The sequence below is a fragment of the Bacillus mycoides genome, from assembly GCF_000832605.1.
Lineage (GTDB): Bacteria > Bacillota > Bacilli > Bacillales > Bacillaceae_G > Bacillus_A > Bacillus_A mycoides.
Map to the genome: position 1 here is coordinate 1,328,002 of NZ_CP009692.1, position 17,296 is coordinate 1,345,297.

A 17,296-nucleotide genomic window follows, 5' to 3' on the forward strand; every position below is an offset into this window, starting at 1 on the left:
TATACTCACAAGGAGGTGATACAACATGGCAAGCACAAATAAATTAGCAGTATCTGGTGCTCAAGCAGCATTAGATCAAATGAAATACGAAATCGCTCAAGAGTTTGGTGTTCAACTTGGAGCTGATGCAACATCTCGCGCTAACGGATCTGTTGGTGGCGAAATTACTAAACGTCTAGTTTCACTAGCTGAGCAACAATTAGGCGGTTACCAAAAATAATCCCATATACGATGGCTTAGAAAGAGCGGGTTCTCCCGCTCTTTCTTTTTGTCGTTTTCGTCGTTATTTGCCGGTGAATCGTTATATTAAAAACATCGTCGCTATACATTCATACATCATTTCGACATAAATATAAAAAAATTGTCAAAAGAAGAGGGTTCAAAATTTACTGAAAATTCTTTATTATATAAGGGAGGCATAGAAATAAAGGAGGATGTTATATGAAGAGAGAGGAATTGTTAGCGCCGCCGTCTTATAATTTAGTTTCGGAAATAGAGAAATATACGAGTGATAAAGAGAAGCTTGCTTTAATTTGGCAAGATGATAAAGGGAATAGACGAGAGATTACATATTTTGAATTAATGCAAGGTGCGAATAAAATTGGAAACGCTTTTATAAAAAGTGGCTTACAAAAAGGGGACAAGCTCCTTATTATGATGCCGCGCTTAATTGAAGCTTACATGACGTATATTGCTGCGATTAAAGCAGGATTTGTCGTTATTCCAAGCTCAGAAATGTTGCGTAAAAAAGATATTGAGTACCGTATTGGGCACGGAGAAGTGAAAGCAATTGTAAGTTACGAACCGTATATTGGACAATTCGACGGCGTAGAAGCGGTGGAATCTCTTCAAAAATTCGTTTTGAGCGAGCGTTCAGTAGATGGATGGACGAATTTAAAAACAGCATTAGAAACGGAAAGTGATACGTTAGAAATGGCGAAGACGGATAAAGAAGATATGGTCTTTTTATCTTATACGTCAGGGACGACAGGAAATCCAAAAGGAGTTGTTCATACGCATGCATGGGCATACGCTCATTTACGTACAAGCGCCCCGAACTGGCTCGGAATCGAAGAAGAAGATGTTGTATGGGCAACGGCTAGTCCAGGTTGGCAAAAATGGATTTGGAGCCCGTTTGTAGCGACTCTCGGTTCAGGTGCAACAGGATTTGTATACAATGGTAAGTTTGAACCAAAAACGTATTTAAATTTATTAGGCGATAATAAGGTGAATGTGCTTTGTTGTACGCCGACTGAGTATAGATTAATGGCAAAGGTAGAAAATTTAAGTGAGTACAATTTAGAAGCGTTATATAGCGCTGTATCAGCTGGTGAGCCGTTAAACAGGGAAGTTATTGAAACGTTCCAAAGGCATTTTGATATTACGGTAAGAGACGGTTATGGGCAAACGGAAAACACATTACTCGTTGGGATAATGAAAGGGATGGACATTAGACCAGGATCAATGGGAAAACCGACGCCAGGAAACCATGTTGATATCGTAAATGAAGAAGGAACTCCTGTACAGGTAGGAGAAGTTGGTGATATTGCAGTTCACATTGAAACACCAGCACTCTTTAAACAATATTATAAAGACGATGAGCGCACAGCGATGCAATTCCGCGGTGATTATTATATTACCGGTGATAAAGCGAAAAAAGATGAAGAAGGCTATTTTTGGTTTGAAGGTCGCGGTGATGATATTATTATTAGCTCTGGTTATACAATCGGACCGTTTGAAGTCGAAGATGCACTTGTAAAACATCCATATGTAAGAGAATGTGCGGTTGTCGCAAGCCCTGATGAAATTCGCGGAAGTGTCGTGAAGGCATTTATCGTATTAAGAGAGAATATAGACAAGAACGAAGAAACATTAATTCCAGTGCTCCAACAACACGTCAAAGAATTGACTGCACCATATAAATACCCTCGCAAAATTGAATTTGTAGATGAACTACCAAAAACGATTTCCGGAAAAATTCGCCGTATTGAACTTAGAAAACAAGAGATGGAGCTGCCTTCAAAATAATTTTGAAAATAGTGAAGTAAATAGTTGAATGAAATGTTAAATGTATGATATTATAAAAACGAACATAAGTTCGATTTTATAAATTAAAAAAAGAGGTGTCCGTATGATTTTAGGTATTAATCCGTACTTAGTTTTAGATGGTGGTGGGCAAGAGGCTGTACAGCTTTATAAAGAGGCGTTAGACGCAAAAGTAGAAGTAATGCAAACTTTTGGTGAGATGCCTGAAAATCCAGAATACCCAATTCCAGCTGAAGCGAAAGAGCGCGTTGCACATGCTCATTTGAAAATTGGTAATACGGAACTTATGATTTCTGATACATTCCCAGGTCAGGGGCATACGATTGGATCTCAAGTGACAATTGCAGTTCGAATTAGTAATGCAGAAAAAGCGAAAGAAGTATTCGATAAGTTACAAGAAGGTGGAGAAGTTATTATGCCACTTCAAGAAACTTTCTGGAGCCCAGCTTACGGACAAGTAAAAGATAAATTTAGCATTGAATGGCAAATTACAACGAATCCTACTGAACAAAATTAATTTTTGGAAAAGTACCATTTTTAATCGAAATGGTGCTTTTTTTATACGAATGAATTTCGTAGACTAAAGGGAAAAGGGGGATGAGTATATGGGAGAAATTTGGTATGGCGGCACCATTTACACTATGCGAGAAGAGAATGAAAAAGTAGAAGCTATTTACGTTGAAAATGGCGTCATTGTTGATATAGGGACTAAAGAAGAGTTAGAAAACCGATATTCAGAAGTGAAGTTATATGACTTAAAAGGGAAAACGATGATTCCAGGGCTGGTTGATAGCCATATGCATCTTATTGGGCATGGGGAGAGGTTGCTTCGTCTAGATCTATCAAATTGCAAATCTTATAGCGAAGTACTTACTCTTGTTCAGAAGCGCGTAGAAGAAGCACCAAAAGGATCTTGGATTATCGGAGAAGGATGGAATGAAAATAATTTTACAGATACAAAACAAGTTCATGTACGTGATTTGGATGAAATCTCTAAAGAACATCCGATTTTATTAAAGCGTGTTTGTCGTCACGTGACATGGGTGAATTCATACATATTGCAAGAAGCGAACATAACAGAAGCGACGCAAGATCCAAAGGGCGGGAAAATTGGCCGTGATGCGTCAAATAATTTAACAGGACTTTTATATGAGCAAGGACAAGAGTTAATTAAACATGTTCAGCCCGAAATAGATGGAGTGTATTTGCAAAGTGCTCTGCAAACAGCGATTTCAGACTGCTGGCAATACGGACTCGTTGGCGGACATACGGAAGACTTAAATTATTATGGCGGCTTTCAAAAAACGTACAATGCGTTTTCACACGTTATAAAAGAAATGCGGTTTAAAGCGCATTTACTCGTTCACCATGAAGTAGCGAATGAACGAAAAGAATATGAAAATGAGCACTATATTGAATTTGGTGCGATGAAAATTTTTTCTGACGGCTCTTTTGGCGGAAGAACAGCTTTATTAAGTGAACCGTATGAAGATGCGAAGGAAACAAATGGAGTTGCCATTTTCTCACGTGAAGAGCTTGCAGGTTTAGTGAAAAAAGCACGAGATTTACATATGCCAGTTGCGATTCATACAATTGGTGATTTATCGCTTGAATATGTCATTGATGCGCTTGAATTACATCCACCAGCAGAAGGATTACGTGACCGTATTATTCATTGTCAGCTAGCTCGTGAAGAGTTGATTGAAAGAATGAAACAATTGCCAGCTATTATTGATATTCAACCAGTCTTTGTTTCATCGGATTTTCCATCAGTGATTGAAAAACTAGGAGAACGCCGTCTTCGTTATGCGTATGCTTGGAAGACGTTACTGGATGCAGGATTACACTGTAATGGAGGCTCTGATGCTCCAATTGAACAAGTGAATCCGTTTTTAGGTATATATAGTGCTGTTACACGTAGAAGTTTTATTGATGGTGTATGCTATATGCCAGAAGAAAGATTAACGGTATATGAGGCTGTTTCTTTATTTACAACAGGAAGTGCGTATGCAATTGGAAAAGAAGGAAAGCGAGGACAAATTACAAAAGGATATGAAGCAGACTTTACGATATTAGACCGCAATATTTTTGAAATTGAGGCGGAAGAAATAAAAGAAGTACAGGCAGAAATGACCGTCATTGATGGGAAGATTGTTTATAGAAAAGACGTGTGAAAATTTGAGGGAGCGGCTCCGAAAATACATTTTGGTGCTGCTTCCTCTTTTTAGATAGGTTGATGATGTCGGTAAATTGATATTTTGGGTAAAATCGTTGATATAATTTCATATACTGTTGTCCTGTTCCAAAATGTTTTGTGAAACAGCGTCAAGTTGCATTTGATAAATAAAAAACCCTCGAATTATGGAAATTCCATAATTCGAGGGTTTTTTGATTACTATAAAAACGTTCTCTGTACTTTTTCCCAGAAAGAGTTGTTTTTTAATTTAACAGTTTTAATTTGTTTATCGCTTAAACGAACAACGGCTTTTTCCACTTGTTTAATGCTAAGTGCTTCGTTATCCATTCCGATAACAGGATAATCATTTCCATCTGGTTTAAGTGTTAAAGTTAACGTACGCTCGTGATTTAAAAGGAACGGTGACCCGAGTGTACGGTATGTGTTGTTATTTAAAGATGCTAGTTCGCTTACTTGGAAACATGGGATAAGTGGATCGACAACTGCACCATGTAATGATTTATTGTAAGCGGTACTTCCTGTTGGTGTGGAGATAACTAATCCATCACCTCTAAAGGTTTCGAAATGTAAATTGTCGACGTGTACATCTACGACAAATGTTTTAATGATACTAGAGCGTAATGTGAATTCATTTAAACAATGGAAAGATGTACCGTGATCTACATCTACTTTAATTGTTGGATATTTTCGCACTTCAATTTCGTTTTTTGTAATTTCTTGAAGGGCTGTATCAACGTGATCGATGTGGAAATCGCAGTAGAAAGAAATTTCATCTTTCGTAGAAATACCTGCGTATAAGCAATCTTCTCTAAAGCCGGTTTTACGAACGGCTTGTAAGAAAGTCCCATCATCTCCAACGCTGACGATAGCGTTTGCATTTTTTGGATGATCTAATATGGTAAATCCATTCTCCTCTAAAATACGATATACTGGTTTCATTTTTTCAACGAGCGTTACTTTGTCATCACCATAAAAGAAAAATAAATTGCGACGATTTGCCATTATGTATCCCTCCACTGCAGTTAAATTTTCTAGTTTTAGTGCTACATATCGTCAGAGTATGTTTCTGGATGATATGTTCAAATAGTATATTTCGATATAAATTGTCAAAATTCCTTTTTATTTTTAGAAAAATTTTTATATTCAATTTTATCAAAGTCTGTTTAATGATGAATAAACTTGTCGATAATGGGTATGGAGTGAAAGGATGGTACGAATGAAGTGGCTCGTAATTGGAATGATAATTCTTCTACTTTTTATTTTGCTTATACTATTATCGAAAATATCGCTTAAGGTGACGTTTTTATATTCAGAAATGGAAAAACAATGTTTGTTTCAAGTGAAAATATGGATGATTCGATATACGTTTGATGTATTGGAAAGAATTGAAAAACAGCAGAAGAAGACAGGACAAAAAATTAAAAAAGCTGAAGAGGACGGCGGAATAGATAATAAAATTATGGCACAACTCGATAGTATAGGGGAACTGATAAAAAAGCTTCAAGACGTTCATACTATTGTTAAAGATTTTCTCAAAAGAGTGAAAATCAATGGTTGGAAATGGCATACGCAAATTGGAGCAGGCGACGCGGCTAGTACTGGAATTGTCACTGGATATGCATGGGGGACAAAAGGAATGGCTGCTGGAGTTGTAGGACAATATATGCATATTGTCGACGTACCAGAATTTGAAATTACTCCTGTTTTTCAAGGAAAGGGATTTGCATCAAGATGCGAGTTAACAGCATCTTTTCGTATATTCCGTACTGTAAAAACAGCGATAAAATTACTCATGTTTATGAGAAAGCAAAAATCTGGTATGACAGAAAAATCTGTTCAAGCATAGGGGGGATATAGAATGGACCATCCAATTCAAGGTTTAATGACAACCGCAATGCAGCATTTAAAACAAATGACTGATGTAAATACAATTGTTGGTGACCCAATTAAAGCGGCAGATGGAAGTGTAATTCTTACAGTTTCGAAAGTCAGTTTTGGATTTGCTGCTGGTGGAAGTGAATTTGGTAAAGTAGAACATTCAGGCCGTCATCCATTTGGCGGGGGAAGTGGTGGAGGAGTTTCTATTAATCCTGTTGCCTTTCTTGTTATAAATGGAGAAGGTGTGAAAGTATTACACTTAGATAAGCAAACACACGTCATCGATAAAATAATTGAATTAGCGCCACAAGCTGTTGATAAAGTGAAAGAAATGATGGATAAACGAAAAGAAGATGATCCTGAATTTCAAATTTAACGAATAAAGAAGCTGATCAGTGGATTAGCTTCTTTAATTTTTTTGTAAATAAAGCGATTTTATTTGCATTATCGATAGGGACAAACTATCATTTACATTGTACATATTTTGTTTAAAATAAGGGAGGATTTTTAAGTGGCAAATGTAACTTTTAAAGGTAACCCAATGACTTTAGTTGGAACAGAAGTTAAAGTTGGCGATCAAGCGCCTAACTTCCAAGTATTAGCAAATGACTTATCTCCAGTAAGTTTAGAAACATACAAAGGTGAAGTGAAATTAATTAGTGTTGTACCTTCAATCGACACAGGTGTATGTGATGCACAAACTCGTCGTTTTAACGAAGATGCAGCAGGTATTGAAAACGCGAAAGTATTAACAATTAGCGCTGATTTACCATTCGCTCAAAAACGCTGGTGTGCAGCAAACGGTTTAGAAAATGTTGTAACACTTTCTGATCACCGTGACCTTTCATTCGGTGAAGCTTACGGCTTAGTAATGAAAGAACTTCGTTTACTTGCTCGTGCAGTATTCGTAGTAGATAGCAATGACAAAGTAGTTTACGCAGAATACGTAGGCGAAGGTACAAGCCATCCAAACTATGAAGCAGCATTAGAAGCAGCTAAATCTGCGAAGTAATGTAAATGAAGACGACCTCTCATTAAAGTTTTACTTTAGAAGAGGTCGTCTTTTCTCATGTATTGTTAACTGAACCAATACATGAGAAAAGACGTTACATCATAAACAACTTGAAGGGGAGCTCTTTGCAAGAGGTCGCTTTTTCTTTTGGGAAAAATTTAGATTATGGTATGATATAAGTTATGTGTAAAAGAGAGAAGGAGGAATGTACGTGAGTCAGGCAGTAGAAACATTATTTTCTATTTTTGATTCTTCTACGGTAGTTTTACGTAAAGAATTAGATGTAACATATTTAGAGGCGCTTGTAGAAACAGGTGATAACTTGTTTGAAGGAGCGATTTTACAAGAGGAATTATCCGAATCAACAATTGAAAGGTTGAATCGTGAATATAGTACGTTTAATGAAGAAACATATAAAGGGGAAGAAATTCGTAAAGCATTTCAGCTAGCCATTTTAAAAGGAATGAAAGAGGGCGTACAAGCGAATCACGAAATGACGCCAGATGCAGTTGGAATGTTCATGAGCTACTTATTCCATAAATTTATGCAAGGTCAAAAAGAAATTACTGTTTTAGACCCTGCAATTGGAACTGGTAACTTAATGACTACATTGTTTAATAGCGCCAAAGAAGAACTAACAATGAGTGGATTTGGTGTAGAAGTGGATGAGGTGTTAATTAAACTTGCTTTAGTAAATGCAAATTTACAAAAGCATGCAATCGAATTCTTCCACCAAGATGGACTAGCACCACTTTATATTGATCCAGTTGATGCAGTCGTTTCAGATTTACCAATTGGTTATTATCCAAATGAAATTGTTGCAAGTGAATATACATTAAAAGCAGATGAAGGAATGTCATATGCACATCACTTATTTATTGAACAAAGTGTGAAACATACGAAAGAAGGCGGGTATTTATTCTTCTTAGTACCAAACTTCATTTTTGAAAGTGATCAAGCGCCAAAGCTACATGCATTCATTAAAGAGACATGCTTTATTCAAGGATTATTACAGCTTCCTGTTTCCATGTTTAAAAACGAGAAAAATGCAAAAAGTATATTTGTTCTCCAAAAGAAAGGCCAAGGTGTAACAATGCCGAAACAGGCACTACTAGTGGAATTACCTAAATTCTCTAACATGAAGGCTATGGAGAACATTATGGATCAATTGAATACTTGGTTTGCAACACATAAATAATACGATATATATGTAACAGGGTTAGTAATTAATGTAGTACAGTTTTATAGGATATGTAATGTTTTTTAATATATACAAGATTTAACTGAATTTTTTTGAAATCTGTAATATATTTTTTTTCTTGGTGTTATAATTTTTTCACTTGAAATATATGTCGGACGATGTTTAAATTAAAATCGTGAGTATAAAATTTACTAATGATGAAACGTTTTCATAATGAGTGAATTTAATTAGATAAAATCGAGCGGTTTGTGGAATGATCCACACAACTACCAAGAGAAAAAGGGGCGAAAGACTAGATGTCAAAAATCATCGCGATTAACGCAGGAAGCTCTTCCTTAAAGTTCCAATTATTTGAAATGCCAAGTGAAACAGTATTAACAAAAGGTTTAGTAGAACGTATCGGTTTAGAAGATAGTATCTTCACTATTACTGTAGATGGCGAAAAACAAAAAGAAATTACAAACATCCCAGATCATGCAGTAGCAGTTAACATGCTTCTTAAGAAATTAACTGAAAACGGAATCGTAAAATCTCTTGATGAGATTGGCGGTATCGGTCACCGTGTTGTACACGGCGGCGAAAAATTTGCTGATTCTGTTTTAATTGATGCTGAAGTATTAGCTGATATCGAAGAATTAAGCGATTTAGCACCACTTCACAACCCAGCAAACCTTGTTGGTATTAAAGCATTCCAAGAAGTACTACCAAACGTACCAGCAGTAGCAGTATTTGATACAGCATTCCACCAAACAATGCCGGAATCTGCATTCCTATACAGCTTACCATATGAATACTATGAGAAATTTGGCATCCGTAAATACGGTTTCCACGGAACTTCTCATAAATACGTAACAGAGCGTGCGGCTGAATTATTAGGTCGTCCACTTGAAAGCTTAAGCCTACTTTCTTGTCACTTAGGTAACGGTGCAAGTATCGCAGCAGTAGAAGGTGGTAAGTCTATCGATACTTCTATGGGCTTCACTCCACTTGCTGGTGTAACAATGGGTACACGTTCTGGTAACATTGACCCTGCGTTAATTCCATACATCATGGAAAAAACAGGCCAAACTGTAGAAGAAGTAGTTAGCGTATTAAACAAGAAGAGTGGTATGTTAGGTCTTACTGGTTACTCTAGTGACCTACGTGACATCATTGCGAAAGAAGAAGAAGGCGACCACCGTGCGAAAGTAGCACTTGACGTGTTCGTGAGCCGTATCCATAAATACATCGGTTCTTACACAGCTCGTATGAAAGGCGTTGACGCTATCATCTTTACAGCTGGTGTAGGTGAAAACAGTGCAATTATTCGTGAGCGCGTATTAGAAGGCCTTGAGTACATGGGCGTATACTTCGACGTAAAACGCAATAACGTATTCGGTGAAGAAGCATTCATCAGCTTCCCACACTCTCCAGTAAAAATTATCGTAATTCCAACTGACGAAGAAGTTATGATTGCTCGTGACGTATTACGTCTTGGAGATATTGGTTAATATACTATATGAAAAAAAAGACGAGATCCTATAGGATCTCGTCTTTTTTCTTTTGGATATATTTCAAAATTTCATCCGGATATAGTAATTTTTCTTTTTGAATGAATGCAGTGAGGGAAATCCATTTTGCATATGACAGTGTTTGTTCATCTGATATATTCAGTATTTCCATTTCATATAGTGACATGTCTAATAAGCGTAAAGAATATAGCTGAATGATTTCATGACCAATTTCTCCATCTAGATGAAAGATGTTTTCTAAGCAGCCTAAATAATTGGTGATTTCCACTTCTGTGTGAAGCTCTTCTTGAAATTCGCGAATAACAGTATGTGCTGATTTTTCACCAAGTTCAATTGATCCGCCAAGAGGTCGGTAATATGTTTCATCGCCTGTATGATATTCTTGTACGAGAATATCATACAGGCGATCGTGATGTATAGCGATGCCAAAAGCTTTTGCACGTGGATACATATATAATCACTCCTTATTTATTTTGTATAAGGATGATTATAAGGCAGGGTGTGATAAAAGGTGACGTGTATTTAAGCGTTTGGCCGAATTGTGATGCCATTAAATAAGTCATTCCAAAATGCTTCATTGTACTGGTATATATCCATCACTGGGCATTTTATAACACAAATATTTTGTAATCCCCAATCTTCTTGGGCGATAGTTGGTACATCTTCAGGAATGAGTAATAGGACAGAGAATGTATGTTTAACTATTTGAGATAAAATTTGTTCCAAGGAACGTGCTTCTTCGTATGTTCCTCCCGTTCGAATAAACAATGTGGATTCTGCCGTTTCGATTGTAGTTAGAAAACGATTAATTCGATGCTCATAGTTTAACTTAATTTCTGTATAAGAAGGCCAGGATGTTGGTGTGTTTACATCTGTTTTAAAGTCGTGACAGGAGTCGATTTCATATAGGTTGTCACGGAGTCTTAATTTCGCATCATCATCCCAAAATGAGATGAAGGATAAGTTTTCGAACTGTAAAAAACGGTCAAATCGATTTTGTAATAATAAATTCACTTTTTCTAATGAAGGGCTTAGCATAAAATCGATAACACCAAAAAATGGTGATAATTCGAATTGATATAAAGCCCAAGCAGGCCAGCAGTTTTGTCCTAAGCTGAATACTGCATTATATTCTTTTTTTATATTGGATAGATTCATGTGATTCATCTCATCCTTTTTGCTAATATTTTATGTCACTAAAAAATGGTATGTGAATAAAGATAGACAAGCATATTTGCAAAGAAGAAGCAGAAATATGTTACAATAGAAAAAAATCGAACGAGGTGGTTGTTACGATGCGATCGAAGCGAGAACAAGCCATTTTAGACAATATAAAAGAGTGGGAAGGGCAATTAGTAGAGCAAGAAGCGACCGATTTTCAAAAGATGTTTGATAAGTGGTTGCATACGACAATTGCGAAACTGCCTGAGAAAAAACGAAAAGACTTTTTTACGAAAGCAGATGGATGGCTCTTTCATTTGCATGCGCTTATTCAAAGTTCACAATCACAGCTAGATGCACGTAATCGTATTTTAGGAACGTCGAGATTATTTGATGAATCGATTGAGCAACTTGAAGATTTGAAGGCGTTATCTATTGATCAATTAACATACATAGCAGAGCAGCAAACAGCACGTCATCGCCTATATTCATTCGTACAAGGCGGAGCAACAGGTGCTGGTGGTTTATTATTATTAACGGCTGATTTTCCGGTTATGATTGCGTTAAATGTGAAGGCTGTCCAACTTGTTGCGACATCATTTGGGCATGATGTGAACAAGCCGTATGAAATGATGCTTGCGTTAAAGGTATTCCATGCAGCATTATTGCCGGCGAGACTTCAGCAATATGCATGGTACAATTTACTGAGAGAACTCGAACAAGAGGATTCATTCTTCTATGAAGGAGACGAAGCAGTATTAAAGCCAGCTTCTACTGAGGTTGTGTTAAAACAAATTTTGAAGACGTTTTCGATTTATGCTCTTCGTCGTAAAGTATTCCAAGGCATTCCTGTACTCGGAATGGCGATTGGCTCTACAGTGAACTATCGCTTAACGAGGAATGTTACTGAATTTGCAAATAAGTTTTATCAAGTACGCTACATATTAGAAAAAGAAAAGAGAGCATGAAAAAAAGCGAGAGGCCGAAGCCTTTCGCTTTTTAGTTTGTCGCATGTTTTTTGGATATTGGAATAGAAACGGGTTGCTTTGCTGCTTTCTTTTCTGTTTTTGGATAGTAAATTAAATCCAATGTTTTTGCCTGTACGGCAATCGAAAGAATAGTAAAAGCAATTTCTGTCCAATTTAAATAATATAATGAAAGCGCAAGAACAATCGCGTCAAAGACGAAGAAAATTTGCCCAATTGTAAACCGAGTTCGTTTACTTAATATAATTGTTAAAATATCGTCTCCACCGGTTGCACCGCCAAATCGCAATATAAAACCGAGTCCAATACCAGCTAACGCACCGCCAACTACTGCAGCTACAAATAAATTATTTGATAAATCTACCGTAAAAGGAGAATAATTTTCCATAAGGGAATAAAATACTCCAAATGAAAGTGAACCTAAGAATGAATAGCCAACCATTTTTCTACCTAAAAATGAAGCACATAGTAAAATAATAGGGATATCCATTACTACAGTTGAAATAGATGGTGAAATATCATAAAAATTTTGGATAAATAGTGCAATACCTACAAAGCCACCTTCTGTTAAGTGGTTTTGGAAGTGAATGTGATATAGCGCTGCTGCTAATATAAATGAACCGATTAAAACCATAAAAACTTCTTTAATAATTTGTCGACTTTGGATGTTCCTCATCGTTATTCCTTCTTTCCGTAGTTAGTAGTCCTTTTGGTGTTGTAAACTAACTACGAGCTCACATGTAGCTTTCAGTTAGTTTACGAAAAAAACTAACTACGCTATATGTCGCTGAAGAAATAACGAATAATCCTCTCGTCCATCAATTCTCCCTACCTTCGTTTTAGTTTAAGTCTTAAAGCGACTAAACAAAACGGGGAGTAGGATTCTTCATTTAGCAATCCTGCTCTTCTTTGTTTTGTTTAGCTAGTAACAATTAAGTCCTAAACAAAACGCTATGTGTAAGAAGAGTCTTTTTTTTGCCAAATTATCCTTCGGGCAATCATAATTTCCCCACTCTCGTATTTTTTTTCGCTAGACTAAAGTATCTGAGCTAAAAAATACGCTACGTGTATGATTCGTCAATACGATGCCACATGCTCCTTCGAGCGATCATGATATCAAAATCCCTTCCTTCAAGATTTATATTATTATATCATACTTTCAAAAAATACATGCGGATGGAAACCGACAATAACCGGAGGGAATCTACAAAAAATGTTATGTTTAAATATTTTTGTAGAAAAGCCTAAGTTATTTCGTAGAACTGGACAACTTTTAGAAGTTTGTCCAATAAGTAAGAAAAGAAGGGTTTTTATTCAATTGTATTGTTCTCATCACTTTTATCTTTAAAAAATGCATCCCAGCTAATGATACTTAAAAAAGTTAAAGCGATAATAATGAAAGCTCGCATAAGTTTGAGACCTCCTTTTGTACATAGTATATGAATAATTTGTTTCGGAATGTGTCATTTTTTTACAAGCTCTAACTATTATGAGAGTATATTAATATAGATAGATGAGGGGGAGAATGGAGATATGCTAAAAGACATGTTTAAAAGAAAAGAATTAAAATGTGTTTCATGTCAGAAAAAGATTCAATATGAAGAAGAGCTAGTTGCTTTTGTAAAGTTGCCGAAAGAAAGAAGTATATTAGTAGGCCCGTTTGATGTATGTTTAGCAAAAACGGCGCAAGAAATATATTGCAAAGCTTGTTACGACAAAAAAGCATGACCCAAATTAATTGAGGGGCATGCTTTTTTCATTGGTGTGCTTTTCCCTCAGATACGTTTTGGGTTAGACGATACCAAAGCCAAAGATCGTTAATAATTGAAGCAAGATCGGCAATTTCTGAATTTAGCTTGCAAGAAATTCCAAAGTCTTCTTCGTTATTTAAGTGGTGTTGTTTAGCGTTAATATGGTGCTCAAGTTCCTTTATGCGATCAGGTATTTTTCCGCGAACTTGCTCCCATTTTAATAAAATAGAATGCTGCGCTTGTTCAGAGATGTCTTCCCATTTTTCTTGTATGTTCGGTACTTCAATTCCTAGATGTTCATTGTATATAAAATACTTTTTCATAGACACCCCTCCATTTTCCTTCCTCTATTTTACATAAAAAAAGAAAGAAGTTCGACGGAATTGTTTGAAAAAATTTTATAAATTCCCCTTGATTCATTTTATGAAAGGTGATAAAGTTTGGATTATTATAAGAAAAAATGAATATTTATTCTTTAGGGGGATGCAAAATGGAGAAGAAAAAAGTTGTATTAGCATATTCCGGAGGTCTTGATACTTCCGTTGCAATTAAATGGTTACAAGAGAAAAATTATGATATTATCGCGCTTTGCTTAGATCTAGGGGAAGGTAAAGACTTAGCGTTTGTAAAAGAAAAAGCACTTTCAGTAGGTGCAATTAAATCATATATGATTGATGTTCAAGAAGAATATGCGAATGAATATGCATTGATAGCGATGCAAGCTCACACGTTATACGAAGGGAAATATCCTCTTGTCTCTGCATTATCTCGTCCGCTTATTGCAAAAAAATTAGTAGAAATTGCAGAGCAGGAAGGCGCAAGTGCAGTTGCACATGGATGTACAGGAAAAGGGAATGACCAAGTTCGTTTTGAAGTTTCTATTCAAGCGTTGAATCCATATTTAGAAGTTATTGCGCCCGTACGTGAATGGAAATGGTCACGTGAAGAAGAAATTGCATATGCAAAAGAAAATGATATACCGATTCCAATTAATTTAGATAGCCCGTTTTCAATCGATCAAAACTTATGGGGACGCAGCAACGAATGTGGAATTTTAGAAGATCCATGGGCAGCGCCGCCAGAAGACGCATACGAGATGACGTTGGCATTAGAAGATACACCGAATAAACCAGAGTTTGTAGAAATCGGATTTGAAGCAGGGGTACCGACGACTTTAAACGGCACTGCATACCCACTCTCAGAACTAATTAAAACGTTAAATGCACTTGCTGGAAAACATGGCGTGGGACGTATCGACCATGTAGAAAATCGCCTTGTCGGTATTAAATCTCGTGAAGTATATGAATGCCCAGCAGCAATGACATTAATAACAGCGCATAAAGAACTTGAAGATTTAACACTTGTGAAAGAGGTCGCTCATTTCAAACCGATGATTGAGCAAAAACTAACAGAATTAATTTATAACGGTTTATGGTTCTCACCTTTAAAACAAGCGCTCAATGCTTTCTTACAAGAAACGCAAAAAAATGTAACAGGTACAGTACGTGTGAAATTATTTAAAGGTCATGCGATTGTAGAAGGGCGTAAATCTGAGTACTCTTTATACGATGAAAAATTAGCAACGTATACTGCCCAGGATGAATTTAATCATGATGCAGCAGTTGGATTCATTTCATTATTCGGTTTACCTACGAAAGTATACAGTCAAGTGAATCAAAAGAAGGTGGAAGCGTGAGCAAACTTTGGGGCGGACGTTTTACAGAAGAAGCGGAAGCGTGGGTTGAAGAGTTTGGAGCATCCATCTCCTTTGATCAACAATTAGTAAATCAAGATATAAAAGGGAGTATCGCACATGTAACGATGTTAGCAAAGCAAGGCATTGTTACGAAAGAAGAAGCAGAGAAAATAAAGATAGGGCTTCAATATTTACTAGAGGAAGCGAAACAAAATAAATTGAATTTCTCAGTCGAGGCTGAGGACATTCATTTAAATATTGAAAAGATGTTAATTGAAAGAATCGGTGAAGTAGGAGGGAAACTTCATACAGGCCGAAGCCGTAACGATCAAGTAGCGACAGATATGCATTTGTATTTAAAAGAAAAAGTAGAAGATATTATAAAAGCTACAAAACAATTGCAAACTGTTCTTGTTCATCAAGCGGAAAATAACATTGAAACAATTATGCCCGGCTATACGCACTTGCAACGTGCACAGCCGATTTCATTTGCGCATCATATTCTTGCTTACTTTTGGATGTTAGAGCGCGATGTGAATCGTTATGAAGATTCGTTAAAGCGTATTAACATTTCACCATTAGGAGCAGGAGCACTAGCTGGTACAACATTCCCGATTGACCGAGAATATAGTGCGGAGCTTCTTGGATTTAATGGAATCTATGAAAATAGTTTAGATGCGGTAAGCGATCGTGATTTCATATTAGAGTTTTTAAGTAACTCATCTATGCTTATGATGCACTTATCACGCTTTTGCGAAGAACTTATTTTATGGAGTAGCCAAGAATTTCAATTTATTGAAATGAGCGATCAATACGCAACAGGAAGCAGTATTATGCCGCAGAAGAAAAATCCGGATATGGCGGAACTTATTCGTGGTAAAACGGGCAGAGTATACGGTAATTTATTCAGTTTACTTACAGTAATGAAAGGATTGCCGCTCGCTTACAATAAAGACTTACAAGAAGATAAAGAAGGAATGTTTGATACAGTGAAAACAGTAGAAGGATGCCTTCATATTATGGCAGGCATGCTTGAAACGATGACTGTAAACAAAGAAAAAATGGGGCAAGCTGTGACGCAAGACTTCTCTAACGCAACAGAAATTGCCGACTATTTAGCAAGCAAGGGACTGCCGTTCCGTCAAGCTCATGAAATTGTCGGGAAACTAGTTCTTCATTGTACGCAAAAAGGAATCTATTTATTAGATGTACCACTTGAAACGTATAAAGAAATGAGTCCGTTATTTGAAGAAGATTTATATGAAGTTCTTTCACCTTATGCAGCTGTAAAGCGCCGTAACAGTGCTGGCGGGACAGGATTTGAGCAGATTGAAAAGGCTTTGGAGAAGGCGAAGGGGTTAACTAAAGAAGTTATTAGGAATTGAGTTGGAAAGTACGCCAGTCTGTGAAAGTCTGGCGTACTTTCTTTTTTACTAGTGTGTAAGTTATAGTATAGTGAAAAAACACAATTTAGGGGAAATTTATGAAAAAAATAGTATTTATCATTTTACTGTTAATTAGCTTAATTGCAAACGTGAAAGTATTTCTTTTGGACAAATATATGTTTGTTGGTGAACAAGAAAAGCGAGAAGAAGCGATTATCGCAACGATGTGGCACTTGCAAGAGAAAGGATATAAAGAAAGTGATATTTCATACATAAAACCGGCCTTTTATAGTAAAATCGGTTCTTACGGTATGAATGTACAGTTTAAAGATGAACCAAATGAATCGTATACATATAGAGTTTCGAAAGATGCTAAAACAAATAAAATAACTGTACACCAAGATAGCAATGAGCCAGGTGGTATGGGTGGGAAGCATCAAGAGCTTAAATAGATATAGGAGACTGCTGATAA

The 17,296-nt window shown here is 36.4% G+C and carries 19 protein-coding genes; 14 read left to right on the top strand and 5 right to left on the bottom strand.

The genetic code is table 11. The features are described from left to right. Positions 1-25 precede the first annotated feature (25 nt). The 4 genes from BG05_RS08780 to BG05_RS08795 all read left to right on the top strand — a co-directional run bounded on the left by BG05_RS08780 (position 26) and on the right by BG05_RS08795 (position 4,220). Complete coding sequence (locus BG05_RS08780; protein ID WP_000168891.1) at positions 26-220, top strand: alpha/beta-type small acid-soluble spore protein; 195 nt, start codon at positions 26-28, stop codon at positions 218-220. A gap of 221 nt (positions 221-441) precedes the next feature. Continuing rightward, a complete protein-coding gene (mbcS, locus tag BG05_RS08785; protein WP_003191809.1) occupies positions 442-2,028 on the top strand; it encodes an acyl-CoA synthetase MbcS in 1,587 nt (528 codons plus the stop codon). A 103-nt stretch (positions 2,029-2,131) separates the two neighbouring features. Beyond that, the gene (locus tag BG05_RS08790; protein ID WP_003191807.1) at positions 2,132-2,563 is read left to right on the top strand and encodes a VOC family protein; all 432 of its coding nucleotides are present in this window, start codon (positions 2,132-2,134) and stop codon (positions 2,561-2,563) included. An 88-nt stretch (positions 2,564-2,651) separates the two neighbouring features. Continuing rightward, complete coding sequence (locus tag BG05_RS08795) at positions 2,652-4,220, top strand: amidohydrolase (RefSeq protein ID WP_003191805.1); 1,569 nt, start codon at positions 2,652-2,654, stop codon at positions 4,218-4,220. 221 nt (positions 4,221-4,441) lie between these two features. Here BG05_RS08795 and BG05_RS08800 read toward each other — a convergent pair whose 3' ends face one another. Then, positions 4,442-5,245 carry an NAD kinase gene (locus BG05_RS08800; RefSeq protein WP_002015552.1) on the bottom strand — a complete coding sequence of 268 codons (804 nt, stop codon included), beginning with the start codon at positions 5,243-5,245 and terminating at the stop codon, positions 4,442-4,444. 205 nt (positions 5,246-5,450) lie between these two features. Between BG05_RS08800 and BG05_RS08805 the strand changes: the two genes are divergently transcribed. The 5 genes from BG05_RS08805 (at position 5,451) to ackA (ending at position 9,824) form a co-directional block, all read left to right on the top strand. Then, on the top strand, positions 5,451-6,089 hold the full coding sequence (locus tag BG05_RS08805; protein ID WP_002129404.1) for a DUF2953 domain-containing protein: 639 nt from the start codon (positions 5,451-5,453) through the stop codon (positions 6,087-6,089). 12 nt (positions 6,090-6,101) lie between these two features. After that, on the top strand, positions 6,102-6,497 hold the full coding sequence (gene ytfJ, locus BG05_RS08810; protein WP_000350005.1) for a GerW family sporulation protein: 396 nt from the start codon (positions 6,102-6,104) through the stop codon (positions 6,495-6,497). Between the two features lie 135 nt (positions 6,498-6,632). Further along, positions 6,633-7,133, top strand: coding sequence for a thiol peroxidase (gene tpx / locus BG05_RS08815; RefSeq protein ID WP_002015549.1), 501 nt, complete (start codon positions 6,633-6,635; stop codon positions 7,131-7,133). 211 nt (positions 7,134-7,344) lie between these two features. Next, positions 7,345-8,331, top strand: a complete 987-nt coding sequence (locus tag BG05_RS08820) for a class I SAM-dependent methyltransferase (protein WP_002088985.1) — start codon at positions 7,345-7,347, stop codon at positions 8,329-8,331. Positions 8,332-8,630: 299 nt separating this feature from the next. After that, on the top strand, positions 8,631-9,824 hold the full coding sequence (gene ackA / locus BG05_RS08825; RefSeq protein WP_002129402.1) for an acetate kinase: 1,194 nt from the start codon (positions 8,631-8,633) through the stop codon (positions 9,822-9,824). A gap of 28 nt (positions 9,825-9,852) precedes the next feature. Here ackA and BG05_RS08830 read toward each other — a convergent pair whose 3' ends face one another. Together BG05_RS08830 and BG05_RS08835 are read right to left on the bottom strand one after the other, a co-directional pair. Next, positions 9,853-10,296, bottom strand: a complete 444-nt coding sequence (locus BG05_RS08830) for an NUDIX hydrolase (protein WP_003191798.1) — start codon at positions 10,294-10,296, stop codon at positions 9,853-9,855. A gap of 71 nt (positions 10,297-10,367) precedes the next feature. Further along, positions 10,368-11,003 (bottom strand): DUF1796 family putative cysteine peptidase, encoded by a 636-nt coding sequence (locus BG05_RS08835; protein ID WP_002129398.1) that lies wholly within the window; start codon positions 11,001-11,003, stop codon positions 10,368-10,370. 137 nt (positions 11,004-11,140) lie between these two features. Here BG05_RS08835 and BG05_RS08840 point away from each other — a divergent pair, with 137 nt between their 5' ends. After that, entirely contained in the window at positions 11,141-11,974 is an 834-nt protein-coding gene (locus tag BG05_RS08840) for an EcsC family protein (RefSeq protein ID WP_002129397.1), read from the top strand. 31 nt (positions 11,975-12,005) lie between these two features. Here the strand turns inward: BG05_RS08840 and BG05_RS08845 are convergent, their stop codons facing one another. Next, positions 12,006-12,668: a YitT family protein gene (locus tag BG05_RS08845; protein ID WP_002015542.1), complete on the bottom strand. Its 663-nt coding sequence runs from the start codon at positions 12,666-12,668 to the stop codon at positions 12,006-12,008. Between the two features lie 857 nt (positions 12,669-13,525). On the opposite strand from BG05_RS08845, the gene BG05_RS08850 reads away from it, so the two are divergent. Then, on the top strand, positions 13,526-13,720 hold the full coding sequence (locus tag BG05_RS08850) for a hypothetical protein (RefSeq protein WP_002034321.1): 195 nt from the start codon (positions 13,526-13,528) through the stop codon (positions 13,718-13,720). 28 nt (positions 13,721-13,748) lie between these two features. Here BG05_RS08850 and BG05_RS08855 read toward each other — a convergent pair whose 3' ends face one another. After that, complete coding sequence (locus tag BG05_RS08855) at positions 13,749-14,066, bottom strand: hypothetical protein (protein WP_002129395.1); 318 nt, start codon at positions 14,064-14,066, stop codon at positions 13,749-13,751. A 167-nt stretch (positions 14,067-14,233) separates the two neighbouring features. Between BG05_RS08855 and BG05_RS08860 the strand changes: the two genes are divergently transcribed. The 3 genes from BG05_RS08860 (at position 14,234) to BG05_RS08870 (ending at position 17,276) form a co-directional block, all read left to right on the top strand. After that, positions 14,234-15,439 carry an argininosuccinate synthase gene (locus BG05_RS08860; RefSeq protein WP_002088976.1) on the top strand — a complete coding sequence of 402 codons (1,206 nt, stop codon included), beginning with the start codon at positions 14,234-14,236 and terminating at the stop codon, positions 15,437-15,439. Continuing rightward, positions 15,436-16,824: an argininosuccinate lyase gene (argH, locus tag BG05_RS08865; RefSeq protein WP_002129392.1), complete on the top strand. Its 1,389-nt coding sequence runs from the start codon at positions 15,436-15,438 to the stop codon at positions 16,822-16,824. The genes BG05_RS08860 and argH overlap by 4 nt, the downstream gene beginning before the upstream one ends. A gap of 98 nt (positions 16,825-16,922) precedes the next feature. Further along, positions 16,923-17,276: a DUF3139 domain-containing protein gene (locus tag BG05_RS08870; RefSeq protein WP_002067555.1), complete on the top strand. Its 354-nt coding sequence runs from the start codon at positions 16,923-16,925 to the stop codon at positions 17,274-17,276. Positions 17,277-17,296 lie beyond the last annotated feature (20 nt).